The sequence below is a fragment of the Roseovarius sp. YIN77 genome (genome assembly GCF_057219155.1).
The window spans coordinates 198,907-218,103 of sequence record NZ_JBXVVI010000001.1; the positions used below are offsets into that span (position 1 = coordinate 198,907).

The 19,197-nt window shown below is 53.4% G+C and carries 17 protein-coding genes; 5 read left to right on the top strand and 12 right to left on the bottom strand.

Features of this window, described 5'->3' with window-relative positions; all coding sequences use genetic code 11:
• The first annotated feature begins 53 nt into the window (after positions 1 to 53).
• Positions 54 to 848, top strand: a complete 795-nt coding sequence (locus AC2D8P_RS00940) for an SseB family protein (protein WP_484699653.1) — start codon at positions 54 to 56, stop codon at positions 846 to 848.
• Here the strand turns inward: AC2D8P_RS00940 and AC2D8P_RS00945 are convergent.
• From AC2D8P_RS00945 to AC2D8P_RS00980, 8 genes are all read right to left on the bottom strand, one after another.
• Positions 845 to 1,777, bottom strand: coding sequence for a 2-hydroxyacid dehydrogenase (locus tag AC2D8P_RS00945; protein ID WP_484699655.1), 933 nt, complete (start codon positions 1,775 to 1,777; stop codon positions 845 to 847). The genes AC2D8P_RS00940 and AC2D8P_RS00945 overlap by 4 nt on opposite strands.
• A 3-nt stretch (positions 1,778 to 1,780) precedes the next feature.
• Positions 1,781 to 2,920 carry a rod shape-determining protein RodA gene (gene rodA, locus AC2D8P_RS00950; RefSeq protein ID WP_484699658.1) on the bottom strand — a complete coding sequence of 380 codons (1,140 nt, stop codon included), beginning with the start codon at positions 2,918 to 2,920 and terminating at the stop codon, positions 1,781 to 1,783.
• Positions 2,917 to 4,836 (bottom strand): penicillin-binding protein 2, encoded by a 1,920-nt coding sequence (gene mrdA / locus AC2D8P_RS00955; protein ID WP_484699660.1) that lies wholly within the window; start codon positions 4,834 to 4,836, stop codon positions 2,917 to 2,919. The genes rodA and mrdA overlap by 4 nt, the downstream gene beginning before the upstream one ends.
• Entirely contained in the window at positions 4,833 to 5,363 is a 531-nt protein-coding gene (locus AC2D8P_RS00960) for a rod shape-determining protein MreD (RefSeq protein ID WP_484699662.1), read from the bottom strand. Before AC2D8P_RS00960 ends, mrdA begins: the two co-directional genes overlap by 4 nt.
• Positions 5,356 to 6,270 carry a rod shape-determining protein MreC gene (gene mreC, locus AC2D8P_RS00965; RefSeq protein WP_484699664.1) on the bottom strand — a complete coding sequence of 305 codons (915 nt, stop codon included), beginning with the start codon at positions 6,268 to 6,270 and terminating at the stop codon, positions 5,356 to 5,358. Before mreC ends, AC2D8P_RS00960 begins: the two co-directional genes overlap by 8 nt.
• Before the next feature lie 25 nt (positions 6,271 to 6,295).
• The gene (locus tag AC2D8P_RS00970) at positions 6,296 to 7,336 is read right to left on the bottom strand and encodes a rod shape-determining protein (RefSeq protein ID WP_484699666.1); all 1,041 of its coding nucleotides are present in this window, start codon (positions 7,334 to 7,336) and stop codon (positions 6,296 to 6,298) included.
• A gap of 213 nt (positions 7,337 to 7,549) precedes the next feature.
• Complete coding sequence (locus tag AC2D8P_RS00975) at positions 7,550 to 9,097, bottom strand: 2-isopropylmalate synthase (protein WP_484699668.1); 1,548 nt, start codon at positions 9,095 to 9,097, stop codon at positions 7,550 to 7,552.
• A gap of 245 nt (positions 9,098 to 9,342) precedes the next feature.
• Positions 9,343 to 10,704 (bottom strand): MORN repeat-containing protein, encoded by a 1,362-nt coding sequence (locus tag AC2D8P_RS00980; RefSeq protein ID WP_484700567.1) that lies wholly within the window; start codon positions 10,702 to 10,704, stop codon positions 9,343 to 9,345.
• Between the two features lie 236 nt (positions 10,705 to 10,940).
• On the opposite strand from AC2D8P_RS00980, the gene AC2D8P_RS00985 reads away from it, so the two are divergent.
• A complete protein-coding gene (locus AC2D8P_RS00985) occupies positions 10,941 to 12,599 on the top strand; it encodes an NAD+ synthase (protein ID WP_484699670.1) in 1,659 nt (552 codons plus the stop codon).
• A 51-nt stretch (positions 12,600 to 12,650) separates the two neighbouring features.
• Here the strand turns inward: AC2D8P_RS00985 and AC2D8P_RS00990 are convergent, their stop codons facing one another.
• From AC2D8P_RS00990 to AC2D8P_RS01005, 4 genes are all read right to left on the bottom strand, one after another.
• Positions 12,651 to 13,955, bottom strand: a complete 1,305-nt coding sequence (locus AC2D8P_RS00990; RefSeq protein ID WP_484699672.1) for an isoprenylcysteine carboxylmethyltransferase family protein — start codon at positions 13,953 to 13,955, stop codon at positions 12,651 to 12,653.
• 207 nt (positions 13,956 to 14,162) lie between these two features.
• Entirely contained in the window at positions 14,163 to 15,197 is a 1,035-nt protein-coding gene (locus tag AC2D8P_RS00995; protein WP_484699674.1) for a Fe(3+) ABC transporter substrate-binding protein, read from the bottom strand.
• Between the two features lie 57 nt (positions 15,198 to 15,254).
• Positions 15,255 to 16,085 carry a nucleoside triphosphate pyrophosphohydrolase gene (gene mazG / locus AC2D8P_RS01000; protein ID WP_484699676.1) on the bottom strand — a complete coding sequence of 277 codons (831 nt, stop codon included), beginning with the start codon at positions 16,083 to 16,085 and terminating at the stop codon, positions 15,255 to 15,257.
• Between the two features lie 87 nt (positions 16,086 to 16,172).
• The gene (locus AC2D8P_RS01005) at positions 16,173 to 16,460 is read right to left on the bottom strand and encodes a hypothetical protein (protein ID WP_484699678.1); all 288 of its coding nucleotides are present in this window, start codon (positions 16,458 to 16,460) and stop codon (positions 16,173 to 16,175) included.
• A 62-nt stretch (positions 16,461 to 16,522) separates the two neighbouring features.
• Here AC2D8P_RS01005 and prfA point away from each other — a divergent pair, with 62 nt between their 5' ends.
• The 3 genes from prfA (at position 16,523) to AC2D8P_RS01020 (ending at position 19,194) form a co-directional block, all read left to right on the top strand.
• Positions 16,523 to 17,578: a peptide chain release factor 1 gene (gene prfA, locus AC2D8P_RS01010; protein WP_484699680.1), complete on the top strand. Its 1,056-nt coding sequence runs from the start codon at positions 16,523 to 16,525 to the stop codon at positions 17,576 to 17,578.
• On the top strand, positions 17,575 to 18,408 hold the full coding sequence (gene prmC / locus AC2D8P_RS01015; protein WP_484699682.1) for a peptide chain release factor N(5)-glutamine methyltransferase: 834 nt from the start codon (positions 17,575 to 17,577) through the stop codon (positions 18,406 to 18,408). Before prfA ends, prmC begins: the two co-directional genes overlap by 4 nt.
• A gap of 234 nt (positions 18,409 to 18,642) precedes the next feature.
• Positions 18,643 to 19,194, top strand: coding sequence for a DUF4167 domain-containing protein (locus tag AC2D8P_RS01020; RefSeq protein ID WP_484699684.1), 552 nt, complete (start codon positions 18,643 to 18,645; stop codon positions 19,192 to 19,194).
• Positions 19,195 to 19,197 lie beyond the last annotated feature (3 nt).

Below are 19,197 nucleotides of genomic sequence, written 5' to 3' on the forward strand. Positions count from 1 at the left end.
TTCGTGAATGCCCCATAGCAACACATGTGGTGAACAACCAATTTGGGATGGACATGTCAAACATCACAACACCGTTGGATCATGCCCAAGCAGCTGTTGATGCTGCCAAGGGTGCTGAGACGGCCCAGCTGGCATATTATGCGCGGCTATTGGATTGCGAACTTGTGGTGCTGTTGCAATCAGAGCCTGATGGGGATCAGATTGAACCGCGGATTTTTGATCTGCAAAGTGGCCCGGTCATCTTAGCATTTGATCTGGCGGAACGGCTTGCGGACTTTGTGGGGACAGCGTCTGCCTCGGCAGTTCTACCGGGGCGCCAATTGATCGAAATGCTGGCCGGGCAGGGCATCGGTTTGGGGATCAATCTGGAGGTCGCACCGTCGTCAACATTGCTCGATGCGTCATCCATTGACTGGTTGGCCGGGATGATCGAGCAATCCCCCGACGAAGTGCAGCAAAACATTACGGAATTCGCGCCCCCGGTAGGTGTTCCAGAAGAATTGTTGCGGGCTTTGGATGCAAAGCTCGCGCGTTTAGAGGGGCTGGCGGAGTCGGCTTATCTGGTTAGCGCGGTGTTTCAGAACGGCACACGTGGGCATCTACTGGCGTTGATTGATCCTATGCCCGGTGCCGAGAACGTGCTGGCGCGCGCCGTGTCCGAAGCCCTGATGTTTTCAGGTATCGAGGCAGGCGCTATCGACACGGCGTTTTTCCGTGCGTCTGATGTGGTCAGCGCACGTTTGGCAAAGGTTGGCTTGCGGTTTGATCTGCCCCAACTATGGGTCACAGAAGCAAGTACCCCAGTGGCGCCGGGACTTGATCCAAAGAAACCACCAATCCTGCGCTAATATCCGCTGGTTTGATCCACCAGATACAATAGCGGCTCCCTGTTTTGGGCGCGGCGCAGATTTTCCACGATGACCTCTGATGCACTGCGGGTGCGGGTTTCGGCGGCAATATGTGGCGTGACCGTAACATTGGGATGGGCCCAGTAAGGATGGTCAGACGGCAAGGGTTCGATCCGAAACACATCCAGTGTCGCATGCGCAATGTGACCCGAATTCAAGGCCTCCAGCAGCGCCTGATCGTCGATAAGGGGACCACGGCCCGGGTTTAGAATGCGTGCGCCCTTGGGCATCATCGACAAACGTTCGGAGCTCAGCAAATCTGTGGTCGCCGGTGTATCTGGTAACAACAGCACCAATATTTCCGACCGTTGCAAGATTTCCGCCAAACCTTCATCACCGGAAAGACAATGAACGCCCTCTATGGATTTGGGCGTCCTGCTCCAACCCAATAGGTCAAACCCCAACCCGGACAATGCTGCGGCACAGGACTTGCCCAGGGCCCCCAACCCCAATATCCCAACGGTTCTTTCCGATGCCAGTGGTGGGACATGAACGTCCCAAGTCGCATCTGTCCGGCAGATGTCGATGTCTATATCCAAATGGTACCGCAACACGTGGCCTGTGACCCATTCGCGCATACCATGGGACAGGCCCGTATCAACCATCCGGGTCAACGGGACGTTTAGTGTAGGGTTGGATACGATCTGCTCAACCCCTGCCCAAAGGCTTAGCACTGCCTTGAGATTGGTGAAGGTAGAAAAGTCGGAGACTGGCCCGTTCGGGGCAAAGATAATGTAATCAACGTCTTCGGGAACATGATCTGGGGAGATGTTTGCCTCTACGCCGATTGCCGCACAGGCTCGGTTGAGTTCGCTCTGGTAATCCGCCCACCGATCTGCGCGACCGGCAAAAAGTACGTTCATTGTCATCATCTACCTCGGTCGGTGAACATGGGCGCTTTGGACCAATCCAAAGGCAGCCAACAAAACCAACATTGCAGAACCGCCGTAAGACACCAGCGGCAGGGGAACACCGACCACAGGCGCCATACCCATTACCATGGACATGTTGACCGCAAAGAACAGAAACAGCGTTGCCCCGATACCAATGGTCAGAAGCGACGCGTATCGATCACGATTGCGCACAGCAGAAGCAACACAAAAGACGAGGATCAAGACGTACAGGCCAAGCAGGGAAAATCCACCGAGAAAGCCAAATTCCTCTGCCAAAGTGGTAAAAATAAAATCTGTGTGCTTTTCGGGCAGAAAATTTAGCCGAGATTGGGTGCCTTGCATGAAACCGCGGCCTGACCAACCCCCGGACCCCAAGGCAATTTTCGACTGTGTGATGTGATACCCGGCCCCTAAGGGATCAGAGGCCGGATCAAGGAATGTATCAATGCGGCGATACTGATAGTCTTTTAAAAACTGAAATTCTGTTCCGCGCGTTTTGAATACGGCCGTGACCAGACCCACGACCATGGCAGCAACGACTCCGAAGTAGTACCAGCTGACGCCCGCGACGAACATTACGATCCCGCCACCTGCAACCAATAGAATTGCCGTGCCAAGATCAGGTTGCTTCAGGACCATAGCGGTGGGGATCAATATAAGGATCAACGGGATCAACACCCAAAGGGGTCGGCTGACTTTTCGAATATCCAGCCAATCGTAATAGGCAGCAAGAACCATCACCAAAGTGATTTTTGTCACTTCTGACGGTTGCAGACGCATGAAGCCCAGATCGATCCAGCGTTGTGCCCCCATGCCGACGACTCCGAACAATTCAACGGCAAGCAGCAAGGCAAGAGAACCCAGATAGGCCAAAACAGACATATTGCGCCAAAACCAGATTGGCACCATCGCCACAAGGATCATGGCCACCATTCCCAGCGCGAAACGTTTCATCTGGGGTTCAGCCCAGCGGCTTAAGTCGCCACCAGCCACGGAATAAAGCATCAAAAATCCGATGGCGGCGACGGTGGACAGCAGAATGATGATCGGCCAGTTTAAATACAGAAGTTTGCGAAAACCACTGGGGGCATACTTGATCTGAGTGTCGAGATAACTCATGCCCGTCCGCTCCTACGTCTTAGGGTCGCGGGATCGCGCAGCGGTAACGTTTCCTGCATCAGCTTTACGCGTTCGCGATCTTTCGCGGGATAGGCATCAAGCGGGGGATAGCCATTGTAAAGTGTTTGAAGCATCACATCACGTGCAATGGGGGCCGCGGCCTTTGAGCCGCCGCCGCCATGTTCAACGACGACCGAAACGGCGTATTTCGGCTCTTCATAGGGCGCAAAGCAAACAAAAAGAGCATGGTCGCGTTGTTCCCAAGGAACCTCTTTATTGTCGACTCGTGCGCTGCGAACCTGGCTTGTTCCCGTCTTGCCCGCCATTCGGAATGCATCTTCGATGATGCGCGATCCATAGGCCGTGCCGCGACGGCTGTTTGAAACGTCATACATGGCCTGACGAACCCGGTTTAGCATGTGAGGATTTAACTCAAGATCTTCGCCACCTTTGATATCTTGTTCGATGCCATTGATGGATTTGATCAGTCGCGGAACAATAGCACGCCCAGTTGCCAGACGGGCCGATAAAACAGCCAGTTGCAATGGGGATGTCAGAACATCGCCTTGGCCGATAGAAGCGTTGAGCGTGTCGCCAACACGCCATCCTTCGCCACGGGTTTCCTGTTTCCATGCCTGGGTCGGTGCCAGCCCCGCATTGACCGCAGACATTGGCAGATCATATTTTTGCCCAAGACCCAAACGCACCGCCATCGCACTGATCCGGTCGATACCAACACGCTGAGCAAGCTCGTAGTAATAAACATCGCAGGATTGTTGCAGGCTCTTGTTCAGATCAACATGCCCGTGGCCGCCCCGCTTCCAACAGTGAAAACGGCGACGCCCAAGTTGCATGTGGCCTGGGCACCACACGGTTTCGTCATAGCCAACAACGCCTGCATCCAGCGCGGCAAGCGCGGTAACCATTTTGAAGGTAGAACCCGGCGGATACGCCCCCTGAACCGCTTTACCGGCCAATGGTCGATATTTGTTTTGGGTTAGATCCCGGTAATCAGATACGGATATGCCCCGTACAAATTTGTTGGGGTCAAACGACGGTGCCGATGCGGCGGTCAATACATCCCCGGTTTGGGCGTCCAAAACGACAGCGGCGGCACTTTCACCCTCCAGCCGTGCGAGTGTGAAATTTTGCAGGGCGGTATCGACACTCAACTGTAGCTCTGCGCCAGGGTCGCCCTCAACACGGCTGAGCTCTCGCATCACTCTGCCCCCGGCGTTGATTTCTATGCGACTGGAGCCTGCCTTGCCTCGGAGCACATGTTCCATTTTCACTTCGACGCCGCTTTTGCCGATTTGAAATCTTGGAATTTGCAAAAGGGGATCGGGGTCATTTAGCCGACCGAGATCATAATCGCTGACCGGCCCGACATAACCCACCACATGCGCCATGTCGGGGCCGATCGGGTATTCGCGTGATAGGCCAACCTCGGTCGTTATGCCGGGCAGAGCGGGTGTGTTGACGGCGACGCGCGACAATTCTTCCCAAGTCAACCGGTCCTTTACCGTCACCGGAACATAGGCGCGACGGTCGAAAATCTCACCTTTGATGTTTTCGATCTCTTCATCACTAAGAGGGATTAACTTGGCCAGATTGCTTAGGACCTTGTCCACGTCACCTGCATCTTCCCGTCGGATTACCACCTTGTAATTTTGTGAGTTGGTTGCCAGTTGCAGGCCGTTGCGATCAAAGATCAAGCCGCGCGCCGGTGGTACGAGGCGGATATTGATCCGGTTTTCTTCTGCCAATAAACGGAACTCGTCGGCCTGATCGACCTGCAAGTGGCGCATGCGCAAAGCAAGCATTCCCGCGAACGCAAGTTGAATGCCACCCAAAACAAGAGCACGTCGAGAGATGCGAACCTGGCTATCGACCGTATCTTTGGGTGAACGTTTCATGAAGAAACCTTTCGCCCGTCGGAAAAAGCCCGACCTAGATTTTGTGCCCATCGAAACAGCACCACGATGATTGGAAAGCTGATCACGGTCACGAGTGTATGTAGTAATTCGGTCGACAGCGCAGGTTTTGGCACCATGACCAATGTCAAAATCAATCGATTAGCGGCGAAAGAAATTGTTATGACAACCCCCACGACAAACCATTCTACGATAAAGGGCGCCTCGCGTAGAAATGGCGCGCGACTGCGCAAAAATTCGCATCCGACCACGACAATTGCCGCCATAAGCCCCGGTGGCCGTTGCAACAACAGATCGAACATGAAAACAACAACTGCGATCAGGATGATGGGCAGGTCATGTGGTCGGCGCAGCGTCCAGACATATGTCAGCCCCAAGATCAGATCGGGTGCAGTCCAATGTGGGCCGGTGAAATTCAGCGGTAGCAGGAATAAAAACCCGACGAATGCCGACAGCCCACAATAAATGGCCCAAAACAGAAGGCGACGATATGTATTGGTTTCAACCATCGACCTCTTCATCCTTGGGTTCAATTACTTGATCCAGCGTCACTGGGGCGAGAGGCGTCAACAGGTCACCGGTTTCACCGATTTGTTCACCATCGCGGCTGCGTAAAACCCTGAGAAATTCGAGCCGTTGATAATCAGCAGACAAAATAACGCGTAGTCTTTGATCGCGCCCTTGGGTGACCTGACCAATCAACAGGTTGGCAGGAAACACGCCACCATCGCCAGAGGATATCACCCGATCCCCGGGCCTGACATCTTCTGGCCGTTCAAGCAGATCAAGTAATGGCATTGCGCTGTTATCACCGGCCAAAAGTGCTGTTTGACCGGTGGGCTGAATGCGAACAGGAATGCGGCTGTTGGAATCGGTTAACAAGATGACACGCGAACTGCGATTTCCGACCCCTGAAATGCGCCCGACAACGCCGATACCGTCCATCGTGGCCCAGCCATCACGGATGCCATCACGAGACCCGACATTCAGCAGAACAGAGCGGCGAAACGGCGACCCACTGTCCGCCATAACGACCCCGGTGACGTAGGTTAGTCGTGGGTCGAGTTGAACGTTGTTGAGTTCAAGCAGACGTGCGTTTTTTTGTTCAAGCTGCAGGGCGGCCTCTTTCCAGGCCTTCATTTGCTGCAATTCGCGTCGCAGGTCCTGATTTTGCTGGTATACGCGCTGATAGCTTTGAAAGTCCCCGATCATATTTGCAACGGCAGTGATCGGCGTCATCGCCCATTCCAGATTGGGCACAACCCGATCCACCACATGCGCGCGAAACCGTTCCATACGTGGATTGTCGATGCGCCACAGTAAAAACACCGCCAGCAGCGCAAAGATCAGCAAACTGATCAGGATTCGCCGGATCGGTCGGGTGTAGAAATCGCCTTTTATCTGGTCTCGTGCCATGACGACCTGTTTTCTGCCTTTGGCATCAGCTGTCGTAGTCTATCACATGCTGCAGGTTTTTTTCATATTCGAGAGCTTTGCCGGTGCCGAGGGCCACACAATTAAGAGATTCATCTGCAATTGAAATGGCAAGCCCTGTTTGTTCGCGCAGGGCTAGATCCAGATCACCCAACAGCGCACCGCCACCGGTCAGCATCACACCACGATCAACGATGTCGGCGGCTAGATCGGGAGGGGTGGCTTCCAACGCCGTCATGACCGCCTCGCAAATCTGTTGAACCGGTTCGGCCAGCGCTTCGGCGACCTGGGCCTGATTGATTTCGGTTTCCTTGGGCACACCGTTCAGCAAATCACGTCCGCGAATCTGTGTAGAAGCACCACGACCATCATCGGGCATCCGGGCCGTTCCGATTGCTGTTTTGATCCGCTCTGCTGTGGTTTCCCCAATCAGCAAATTTTGCTGGCGACGTAAATAGCTGATGATCGCTTCGTCCATACGGTCACCGCCGACACGCACCGATTGAGCATAGACAATGTCACTGAGTGAAAGAACCGCAACCTCTGTTGTGCCGCCACCGATATCGACAACCATAGAGCCGGTCGGATCTGCAATTGGCATTCCGGAACCAATCGCTGCGGCAATCGGTTCGGGGATCAGACCCGCACGGCGGGCCCCGGCGGACATGACGGATTGACGAATTGCGCGCTTTTCAACTGGGGTGGCCCCGTGGGGGACGCAAACAATGATCTTTGGTTTTGAGAAGGTAGAGCGTTTGTGAACCTTGCGAATGAAATGTTTGATCATCTCTTCGGCGGTATCAAAATCTGCAATCACGCCCTCTCGCATAGGACGGATTGCTTCGATGGAACCGGGTGTTCGACCCAGCATCAGCTTGGCGTCTTCACCGACGGCGAGTACTTTTTTAACGCCATCTTTCACGTGGTAAGCCACCACGGAGGGTTCGTTCAGAACGATCCCTTTACCCTTGACATAAACCAGGGTGTTAGCTGTCCCCAGATCAATCGCCATGTCTGCTGAAAACATGCCGCCAAATAAGCTAAACATTGCCTGTACTGCCTCTTAAATCATCTGCCCGCTACCCCGTACGGGCCTGAAGCGCCGCAAGGGTTAAATTGTTATCGTATTATGTCGAACAACAGTAAAGAGGTGTCGGACATAAAGAACCAAAACATCCGATCTATAAGCGGCTTTATGCCCTTTTCTGATACATAACGAACAATATGGGCTAATCCTCACAATGATCGGCCCATATTGGGATTACATCATATTTGGAGCTGATTTTTTGCTTCTGACCGCCAAACGGTTCAGGGCATTAACATAAGCCCGGGCAGAGGCAACGACTGTATCTGTATCAGCTGACTGTCCGGTGGCGATGAAACCTTCATCTTCCATCCGCACGCTGACCGTTGCTTGTGCATCGGTGCCTTCGGTCACAGCATGAACCTGGTAAAGCGCTAAGCGCGCTTTGTGAGGGTGCAATTTCTTGATTGCGTTAAATGTCGCATCAACCGGGCCGTCACCTTGTGCCGTTACCTGGTGATCAACACCGTCGATGGTCAGGGTCAAGTCGGCGGATTGCGGGGCTTCGGTCCCGCAAATCACACGCAGGAACTTGACCTGCATCCGCTCATGCTCGCCATCCGCAGACGTGTTCCGCATCAGTGCGAGCAGGTCGTCGTCATACACTTCTTTCTTTCTGTCAGCCAAAGCTTTGAAGCGGAAAAAGACATCCTTCAATTCGTTGTCGGACAGCTCATATCCAAGATCAGACAGTTTGGATTTCAGCGCGGCGCGGCCGGAATGTTTGCCCATGACAATGCTGGTTTCCGACAGGCCCACATCCTCGGGACGCATGATCTCAAATGTCTCTGCGTTCTTCAGCATCCCATCCTGATGGATGCCGGATTCGTGGGCAAAAGCGTTCTTGCCGACGATGGCTTTGTTATGTTGAACGGCAAAGCCTGATACCGCGGCCACCCGACGGCTGATATTCATGATCTTGGTCGTGTCGATACCGGTATGATAGGGCATGATGTCGTTACGAACCTTCATGGCCATCACGACTTCTTCCAACGCGGTATTGCCTGCGCGTTCCCCAAGGCCGTTGATCGTGCATTCAATCTGGCGAACACCTGCGTCCACCGCTGCCAGAGCATTGGCCGTCGCCATTCCCAGATCGTTATGACAGTGGGTTGCGAAGTAAACGTCATCCGCGCCGGGGACGGTTTCAATCAGGCGCCGGATCAAATCGGCGCTTTCACGGGGGGCTGTGTAGCCGACCGTATCCGGGATGTTGATGGTGGTAGCGCCAGCCTTGATCGCGATCTCGATCACCCGGCACAGATAATCAAACTCTGTGCGTGTCGCGTCCATCGGGGACCATTGAACATTGTCACAGTGGTTGCGGGCGCGGGTGACGGTTTCATGGATGCGATCGGCCATTTCGTCCTTTGTCAGGTTCGGAATGGCGCGGTGAAGGGGGGATGTGCCGATAAAAGTGTGGATGCGCGGTTGGGCGGCATGTTTCACAGCCTCCCAACACCGATCAATATCCCCAAACTGTGCGCGGGCAAGGCCGCAGATCACAGAGTTTTGGGAACGCTTGGCAATTTCCGATACAGCGTTGAAGTCGCCCTCTGACGCGATGGGAAAGCCGGCCTCGATGATATCAACACCCATCTGATCCAACAGCTCTGCAATTTCGAGCTTTTCTTCATGAGTCATGGTGGCGCCGGGGCTTTGTTCGCCATCGCGCAATGTGGTGTCAAAAATCCGAACGCGGTCCTGCGTGGAAGTATTAGTCATGGTCTTGGTCTTTCTGAATTGTCCTATACCCGTGGTTCTGGCGCGAAGGCATATCCTCTGAGCGGTCGCGCCGAGACGGCACGCTCAGAGGCGGGTTAGGAGTAGAACAGCACCAAGGCACGACACATCGGTGATGCGGCGGCTATCAGCAGGGATATGAGTGCGGTTCGTCATGCGCGCGATAATATGACTTTTAACAAAGAAGAAAAGAGGCCAATTTCATTTTTTGCGGTTCATGGGGAAGGTTATTGGTCGCCACCGTCAACCAATGCGCCATCCTGCCATTCGCCTTCGGCTGTTTCGCCAGATGCATAGCGCATAATACCCATCCCTTGACGGGTGTTGTTGGCAAAGCTGCCCTCGTAAACGTCGCCATTGGCATAGGTTACGACGCCTTGGCCATGGATCTCGCCTTCTTGCCACTGACCGGAATAGGTAAATCCATCAGGCATTGCGATTTCGCCCTGCCCGTGAGGTTTGCCATCACGGTGCTGGCCGGTATAGATGCTGTTGTCTGAATAAGTTGTTGTGCCGTTGCCCTCTCGGCGGCCTTCGACCCAATCGCCATCATAGCTGAACCCGCTGGGATAGGTGATTTTGCCGCGTCCGTGGTTCAGCGCATTGCGAAATTCACCGTCATACACAATGCCGTTGGAATATTGTGTAAGTCCGGTTCCTTCGATCACACCGGCCAACCAGTCCCCTTCATAAGTGGACCCGTCAGGATAGGTGATCTTGCCTTTGCCTTCGACCAGATCATCGACAAACTCGCCAGCATAGACAGATCCGTCCGGGTAGGTTCTAACGCCGAATCCTTCCAGTCGGCCATTGACCCAATCCCCGGTGTAGCTGTCACCTTCTGCATATGTGATGGTGCCGTTGCCATCGCGACGGTCGTTGTTGAAGTTTCCTTCGTACACGTCACCATTTGCGTATGTCATGACGCCTTGGCCCTGACGTTTGCCATTGGCCAGCGTGCCTTCGAATCTGTCGCCATTGGGCAGAATAAGGGTGCCTATGCCATTCATCGCCCCGCCAGCCCAGTCGCCGTCATAACGCAGACCGTCAGGGGTGGTCAGAGTTCCGGTGCCTTCGTTGATACCGTTGACATGTTCACCGTCATAGATAGACCCATCTGGATAGGTGATTATACCCAAGCCATGGCGGAGACCTTTTTCCCATTCGCCTTGGTAGACAAAGCCGTTTGGGTTGCGCAGCGTTCCGATACCGTGATGTTGGGCGTCCAGAAATCCGCCCTCGTAAACCACGCCATTAACGTAGTTTACGATACCATTTCCTGTGATGGACCCATCAAACCAGTCGCCCTCGTATGTTCCGCCATCGGCAAACACGATTTTGCCAAAACCGTGCGGTTCACCGTCGACAAATTCACCTTCATAAACTGTGCCATTGGCATATTGCGCGATGCCGCGGCCCTGTATGGTGCCGTCTACCCACTCTCCTTCGTAACGGAAACCTGAGGGCAGGGTATAGATGCCACGCCCATGCTGCTTGCCATTTTCAAAGGTGCCCTCATAGATGCCACCAACTTCATCCTTGACACGAGAAACATCATCGTTGGATTGCGCGGTCACATCGTTGGCCATCAACAGAAAAGACGCAGCCATCGCCGCAGCAAATCGACCATAGTTTTTGGATTTACCTGAAAGGCTCACCTGGCTTTCCTCTGCTCTTCGCGGGCTGTTTGTCAGCGCAAACCTAACCGTACCACGCGCCGGAAACAACGGCTTTTGCCGATCATCATCGAATTCAGGCAAGGTTCGCTCTTTCGTCTGAGCTTGGGTCTGGTAATAGAGGTGTTAATCATACAAAGGACGCGGAAATGCCCGACAGATTTCGTATAACACTGGCGCAGTTAAACCCAGTTTTAGGGGATTTGGCAGGCAATGCGGCCAAGGCAAAATCTGCGTGGGAGCAGGGCAGGGATGCCGGTGCAAATCTGGTCGCCCTGACTGAAATGTTCATCACGGGCTACAACACACAGGATTTGATCCGAAAACGTGCCTTTGCCGAGGACGCGATGCACCATGTTGAGGAACTGGCAGCACAATGCGCAGATGGTCCAGTATTGGCAATTGGCGGGCCGTATCTTGAAGGTGAGTCGCTCTACAACGCCTACTACATTGTAAAAGACGGCAAAGTGATGAGTCGGGTTTTGAAACATCATCTGCCCAACGAGACAGTGTTTGACGAGGTCAGGCTTTATGATGCCGGGCCTTTGGGCGGCCCGTATTCCGTTGGAAACGTGCGGATCGGGAGCCCGATTTGCGAGGATGCCTGGCACGAAGATGTTGCAGAAACACTGGAAGAGACCGGCGCAGAGTTTCTATTGGTTCCCAACGGATCGCCCTATTACCGAAATAAGATGGAGACCCGCCAAAATCTGATGGTCGCCCGAGTGATCGAAACCGGTATGCCCCTGATCTATCTGAACATGGTTGGCGGGCAGGATGATCAGGTCTTTGACGGTGGAACTTTCATTCTAAACCCCGGTGGTGAATTGGCTTTGCAAATGCCCGTGTTTGATGAGGCGATCGCTCATGTCGATTTGGTACGTGAGGACGAGGGCTGGCGCGTAGAAACGGGTGCTTTCGCAACCCTGCCTGACGAATGGGAACAGGACTATCGCTGCATGGTCGAAAGCTTGCGTGATTATGTAGGCAAGACCGGTTTTGAGAAAGTGTTGTTAGGCCTGTCAGGCGGTATCGACAGTGCCATTGTCGCGACCATCGCGGTGGATGCGCTGGGGGCGGAAAATGTGCGCTGTGTGATGTTGCCATCGGAATATACATCCCAGTCTTCGCTGGATGATGCAAAGGCCGTCGCAGAAAATCTGGGCTGTCGGTATGATTTCGTACCAATTTCACAAAGCCGCGCGGCTGTGACCGAAACGCTGGCCCCGTTGTTTGAGGGGCTGGAGCCCGGATTGACAGAGGAAAATATTCAGTCCCGCCTGCGTGGTGTGTTGTTGATGGCGCTGTCGAACAAGTTTGGTGAAATGCTGTTGACCACCGGGAACAAATCCGAGGTCGCCGTGGGATATGCCACGATTTATGGTGATATGAATGGCGGCTACAACCCGATCAAAGACCTCTACAAAACCCGCGTGTTTGAGCAGTGTCGTTGGCGAAACCGGGTACATCGTGATTGGATGAAAGGTCCAGAAGGCGTTGTTATTCCAGAGAATATTATCGACAAGCCACCTTCGGCAGAATTGCGGCCAGACCAGAAGGACGAAGACAGCCTACCGCCATATGATATCCTTGATGGTATTCTGGAAGGCTTGGTGGACAAGGAGCTGAGTGTTCAGCAAGTTATCGATCAGGGATATGATCCGGATGTGGTGAAACGGGTCGAACACTTGCTTTACATCTCTGAATACAAACGCTTTCAGTCCGCCCCGGGTACGCGCCTGACGCCGCGCGCCTTCTGGTTGGATCGGCGGTATCCGATTGTAAATCGTTGGCGGGACAGTGGTTAAACCGCTCGTAAGGCATCGCTCAACTATGCAGATACGGTTGATTGTTTATGGTTAATCAGCCAATTCACGAACGAATGTCGCGGGTGGACGGTAGCTTGCAAAGGGAAATATTTTTCTGATCCAACGCAGTTTTCCGTGTTCCTCTATCCAGAGTGCGTATTCCACATATACCGGGTCTTCTGATAGATGTTGTTCCTCTGTTTTGGCCCTTAAGAAATAAATAATATTGATAAAGATCAGCAATACTGAATGCCGGATCGCATTCTCTGTGCTTTCAATTGAAAAGAATGGAACGGAGATTAGCCACCATGACACGTTTTTTGATATGTAAGATGGATGGCGGAACCAACGATAAGTCCCGTTGGTGATGATGCCTCTATTTGTTAGGTTTGAAAACCGCAACCCGAAGCTGACTGTAGACCATGCCCAGAAAATCTTTGTTACGGCGATGGCAATGCCCCATGCCGCTATCAAAAATGTCCCGGATGAACTCAGCATGTCGACCCAATTGCTGTCATCCCAATAGTCAAGGTAACTGCTGCTAATAAGTGAAAAGAATGGCGTGTAAACAATCAATGTTACGGTCCACCCCCAAAACATCGGGTTCGGGGAGCGAATGTGCGAATTCGTAAGTCGCAAGGTGAGCACGTATCCAATGCTGACAAAAGCCAAATCTATGCCTAGCGTGGCGCTGCCCACGTAGCGTACCATTCCCGGCACTGATTCAAATACGACCATTGGCGATGTGCTGGATAGATATTCGACACTGCTAATGAAAAAAACAAACATTAAAGGCAAGAAATAGCCCTTGATAATCCAGCCTAACGCGTATGATTTGAGTTCAGTCCAATCGATCGACTCAAAGTCCGCGGTGAACAACTTTCCAGCATGCCAGTAGCCGTCGTTTGGATCATTCATATGGCGGTCAAGATATATAAAGTATGGGATCGCGCAGATCAGGTATGCTGGTAGATACTTCAGACATGTATCATGGAATGGCTGATAGAAGTCCTTCTGATACTCTGGAAATAACCAATAAAGTATGCCGATTGACAGAAGTGTTCCCCATAAGCCGATCAGCTTAACAAAAACTCTTGGCCAATTTATTTCTTTGATTGTTGGCATATGGCCAATTGAAAGACCAGAAGAGGATTCCTTGTAGGATTTTACAACGAACAGTTCATACACAATCATCGGTAATGCTGTTGCGATCATAGCGAATAAAGTTTCGCTGGTTCTGCTGTAATCTACTCTACCGAGTACGACCAAGGACATGATGAAACCAATGAACCCAAGAGTAGCCGTAAATTGCCGAGTAACTGACTTTGGGGGACGACTGACGTTTGTATGCGTCATTGTTTTCACCTAACGGACTAATTCGAACGTTCCAAAGACTAACCCAGCAGAATAAAAATGCGTGAGTCATTTAATTTTTCTTTCATCGAGATTTTCGATCTGTTGCTAGTAGGAGTCGGGAATACAAACTGGTTCGGCCCGATCTGTCTCGAATGAAAAAAAAGGCAGAACCAGAGGATCTGCCTTTTGGCTTACTTTATGCCGGCGTTAGCTGCCAGCGTCGAAATCGACCTCTTCGGTCAGGCGCAGGGCATTGGCGCGTTCGGCGGCCAGTGTCATCAGGTTGACATCGTCGGGAGTAAACTCACCCCAACCCTGTACCAGTTCTGTAGGCTCTGTGCCCGGGGCGATTGGGTATTCGTAGTTCGCCTCGGCATAGATTTCCTGTGCTGTGGGGGAGGTCAGAAATTCCATCAGCTTCAGGGCGTTTTCCTTGTTTGGGGCTGCAGCGGTCATGGCCACGCCAGAAATGTTCACGTGGGTGCCGCCGTTTTCAAAGGTGGGGAATACGATGCGAACACTATCGGCCCAGGCTTTTTGTTCCTCATCAGACAGCATCTTGCCCATGTAATAGGTGTTGCCCAGAGAGATATCGCATTCGCCGGCCCAGATGGCCTTTACCTGTGCACGGTCATTGCCTTCGGGGGAACGGGCGAGGTTGGATTTCAGGCCTTCAAGCCAGACGCGCGCGCCCTCTTCGCCATGGTGGTGCATAACTGCAGATGTAAGCGCAACATTGTAGGCGTTCAGGCCTGAGCGGGTACAGATGCGGCCTGCCCATTTCGGGTCTGCCAGATCCTCGTAAGTGGTGACTTCGCCCTCTGCTACCCGGTCTTTGGACGCATAGACAATCCGGGCCCGTGTTGTCAGGCCGTACCAGCGATTTTCCGGGTCACGATAGAGGGCAGGGACGTTGGCATTCAATGTGTCTGATTCAACGGCTTGGGTCAGGCCTGCCTCGACTATTGCATACAGGCGGGAGATGTCGACGGTCAGGACCAGATCAGCAGGCGAACGGCTGCCTTCGGCCTTTAGGCGTTCAACCATACCTTTGTTCAGATGAACCACATTCACAGTGATGCCTGTTTCGGCGGTGAAGGCATCGGTCAGCGGTGCAATCAATTCTGGCTGACGATAAGAATAAATATTGACCTCTTCTGCCAGGGTCGGGGCGGCTGATGCCAACAAAGCGGCAGTGGCGAACAGGGAATTTAGACGATTGAACATAGTGATTCCGTTCATGATAATTTGTGCCGCCTATAAACCCGACTAAAAAAGTCGGGTCAATACCTGATCAAATCACTTGGTCAAATTTCGCTGATCCAGTTTCACCTGATCCCACAAGGCATCCATTTCTGACAAATCAGACTGTTCGGGGCGCTTGCCACGCTCTGCGAGCTTTGCCTCGACGCCCTCAAACCGTCTGACAAATTTGGCATTTGCGGCGCGAAGCGCAGATTCTGGTTCGATGCCAAAGTGGCGGGCAAGATTAGCCATCACAAAAAGCAGATCGCCAAATTCTTCGGTAAGTTCATCGTGGGAAAGATTGTCGCGCGCGTCGACGAGTTCGGCAGCCTCCTCTTGGATTTTGTCCAGAACTTCATCAGTGGAAGGCCAATCAAACCCCACTCTGGCCGCACGTTTTTGCAATTTCACCGCGCGCAGCAATGCGGGCAGACCGATGGCGACGCCATCTAGCGTGCCCTGTTCGGCGCGACCGGCGCGCTCTGCAGCTTTGATCGTTTCCCAGTCTTTGGTTTGTTGCTCGGCAGATTTATCGCGGGACTCGCTGCCAAAGACATGCGGATGCCGGGCGACCATCTTATCAGACATGGTGTCGGCAACATCGTTGAAATCAAATAAGCCAGCCTCTTCGGCCATTTGTGCGTGAAAAACAGATTGAAACAGCAGATCGCCCAATTCACCCTTCAGTTCATTCCAGGCTTCGCGTTCGATGGAATCAGCGACTTCATAGGCCTCTTCGATCGTGTAGGGGGCGATGGTGGCGAAGGATTGTTCGATGTCCCACGGGCAGCCAGTTTCGGGGTCGCGCAGGCGTCGCATGATTTCTAACAATCGCGGCATTCCGCCGTTGGGATCATGAATCAGGGCTGAGTTGTCTTTGGGCATGGCGCAAACCGTGTCGTGATTTTGCGTCACTAAGCCATCAGTTCATCCAGATGTCCACCGTCGGTCCTGTCGCACGCCCAGGGATTTCTATCCGTTGATTGGGGCAGGATTGTACGGGGTGGATTGCAGCGGCGGGCGATGTTGAGAAGACAGGCAATCGCGGCCAGTGTCACGCCATGTGGGGTTGTTCAGCGACATATCACAGAGCGCCATAAAGGAGCGCCCGTCAACGAACAAACAAATCTCCTGACCCAGTTCCACCCGGCCACCGGTGCTGTCGGTGCAGAAACATTCAATGATCTTGCCAGATGGCGAATTCACATCAGCCACCGCAGGGGCGGCCAGAACAAGGCTTATCAGAACCAACAATCGCATGGCGTAATTATATCATACGGATGAGGCTTGACCAACTCTGCCCGATAGGGGACATCAGGCACATGGTTCCTTTAGACAGACTAACCCAGATTTCCGAACGGTTTGAGTTCCTTGAGGCGAAGATGGCCGAGGGGGCCTCGGGCGATGAAATTGCTGAACTGGCGCGGGAATATGCCAGCCTGAAGCCGGTGGTAGATCAGATACAATCCTATCGGCAGCTTTTGGCGGATCAGGACGCCGCGCAGGCGATGCTGGATGATCCAGAGATGAAGGAACTGGCCGAAGAAGAACTGCGGGAGATTGCCGAGCGCCTGCCTGCTGAGGAAAACGCCCTGCAACTGGCGCTGCTGCCCAAGGATGCCGCGGATGCTAAACCTGCGCTGCTGGAAATTCGGCCGGGCACAGGCGGAGAAGAGGCAGCGTTGTTCGCGGGTGATCTGCTGCGCATGTATCAGCGCTATGCCGAAGGGCGTGGGTGGCAATTTGAAATTCTAGAAGAAAACGCCACGGAACTGGGCGGAATCAAAGAGGTCGTGGCCCATATCAAGGGACAGAACGTCTTTGCCAGATTGAAATACGAATCCGGTGTGCATCGGGTGCAGCGTGTGCCGGAAACCGAAAGCGGGGGGCGTATTCATACCTCTGCCGCGACGGTGGCGGTACTGCCAGAGGCAGAGGATGTCGATATCGAGGTTGATCCGGGCGATATTCGGATCGACACGATGCGGGCCTCTGGCGCGGGTGGGCAGCACGTAAACACCACGGATTCGGCGGTCAGGATCACGCATATTCCGTCGGGGATTGTTGTGACCAGTTCCGAAAAATCCCAACACCGGAACCGCGAGATTGCCATGCAGGTTCTGAAAACGCGGCTCTATGATATGGAGCGGCAACGCGTGGATGCGGAACGTTCAGCCGATCGGAAATCACAAGTTGGGTCGGGGGACCGGTCTGAACGGATCAGGACCTATAATTTCCCACAAGGCCGGATGACGGATCATCGTATCAACCTGACGCTTTACAAACTGGATCAGGTGGTTGGCGGTGATCTGGATGAAATCATCGATGCCCTGACAGCCGATGATCAGGCGGCGAAACTGGCCGAGATGAACGGATGACGGCAACCGTTCAGGATGCTCTGACGTCATTGACCAGATATCTGCGAGAGCATGGGAATGAAGACGCAGCGCGCGAGGCAAGATTGCTCTTGGCGCATGTGATTGGGGTGGAAGCTGGACGGATCACAATCATTGCGCGGGACCCGTTGGGTGCTCCTGCCCATGAAGCGGCAATGAAACTGGCGATGCGGCGGGCTACGGGGGAACCGATTTCCCATTTACGTGGGTATCGCGAGTTTTACGGGCGGCGGTTTGACGTCGATAGTCGCGTGTTGGATCCGCGACCAGAGACTGAATGCCTGATCCGCGAGGCGTTAAAAGAGCCGTTTGGCTCGGTTCTGGATCTTGGAACCGGATCGGGCTGCATCTTACTAACGCTGCTTGCCGAACGCCTAGGGACCACGGGAACTGCGACGGATGTTTCTGCATTGGCACTTGAGGTTGCCCGTACAAACGCCGAAAAGCATGGAATAATTGATCGGTGCGATTTCTTCGAATCTGATTGGTATTCAGGTATTTCAGGTCGCTTTGATCTAATTGTGTCCAACCCGCCCTATATCACCGCTGATGAAATGCCGGGACTATCCGTTGAACTGGGATATGAGCCACGGATGGCCCTGACGGATGAGGGTGACGGGCTGGCGGCCTATCGCAAAATCGTGGCCCGGGCTGCGGATCATTTGAAACCGAAGGGAAGACTGATCGTCGAGATCGGCGCGACACAAGGCGATGCCGTTGCAGCGTTCATGCGCGAATCCGGGATGGATCAAGTGATGGTTTCAAAGGATCTCGACAACCGGGACCGCGTTGTGTTTGGCCGGATTCGCTAAATAAACGATTAAATTTAGCGATATTCCGGCCCCATCCGGCACAAACTTCGGTGAAAGTAGCAGAATGCCCTTGTATTGCCCCGATTGTCATGTTTACTCAGAGATAGACAGCGATCGACGCAATTTGCAGTCACGCTGACGGTTAAGCCAATATTTTATCTGACCCGGTTACCAACCATAGGGATCAAGATACAGGCTAGGGCGTCGGCACTATCAAGGCAAAACGAAGATATCATGAGATCACCAAAATCAAGATCACGCGGCAAGAACAATCGCAATCGCTCCCAAGGGAATAACGTTAACCGTGTCTTTGACAGCTCGGGCCCCGAGGGCAAAGTGCGGGGAACACCGCAGCAGATCATTGACAAATATCAGCAGCTGACGCGCGATGCCCAACTGTCAAATGACCGCGTTGCGGCGGAAAACTTTCTGCAACATGCTGAACATTATACGCGCATGTTGGGCGATGCCACGCGCGAGGCCGAGGCCCGCAAAGCCGAGCATGAAGCACAGCAACGTGAACGTCAGGCGCAACGTGACGCGGAGCGTTCGACGCAAGATAACGAGCAGAACAATCCCGTCGAAAATGTGACAAGTGGTGAGGGCGAGCAACCCGATATCCTGCAGGTATCTGAACCTGTACAAGGCGAAAGTGGTTTGGTTGAAACGCCGGAGAGTGCGCCAAAGCCAAAGCGCCCCAGAAAACCACGGGCACCAAAGGCACAGGCCCAACAGTCTGCTCCTCAAGAAGACAGCTTACCAGACGCGCCGGAAGCGGCTGAATAATTT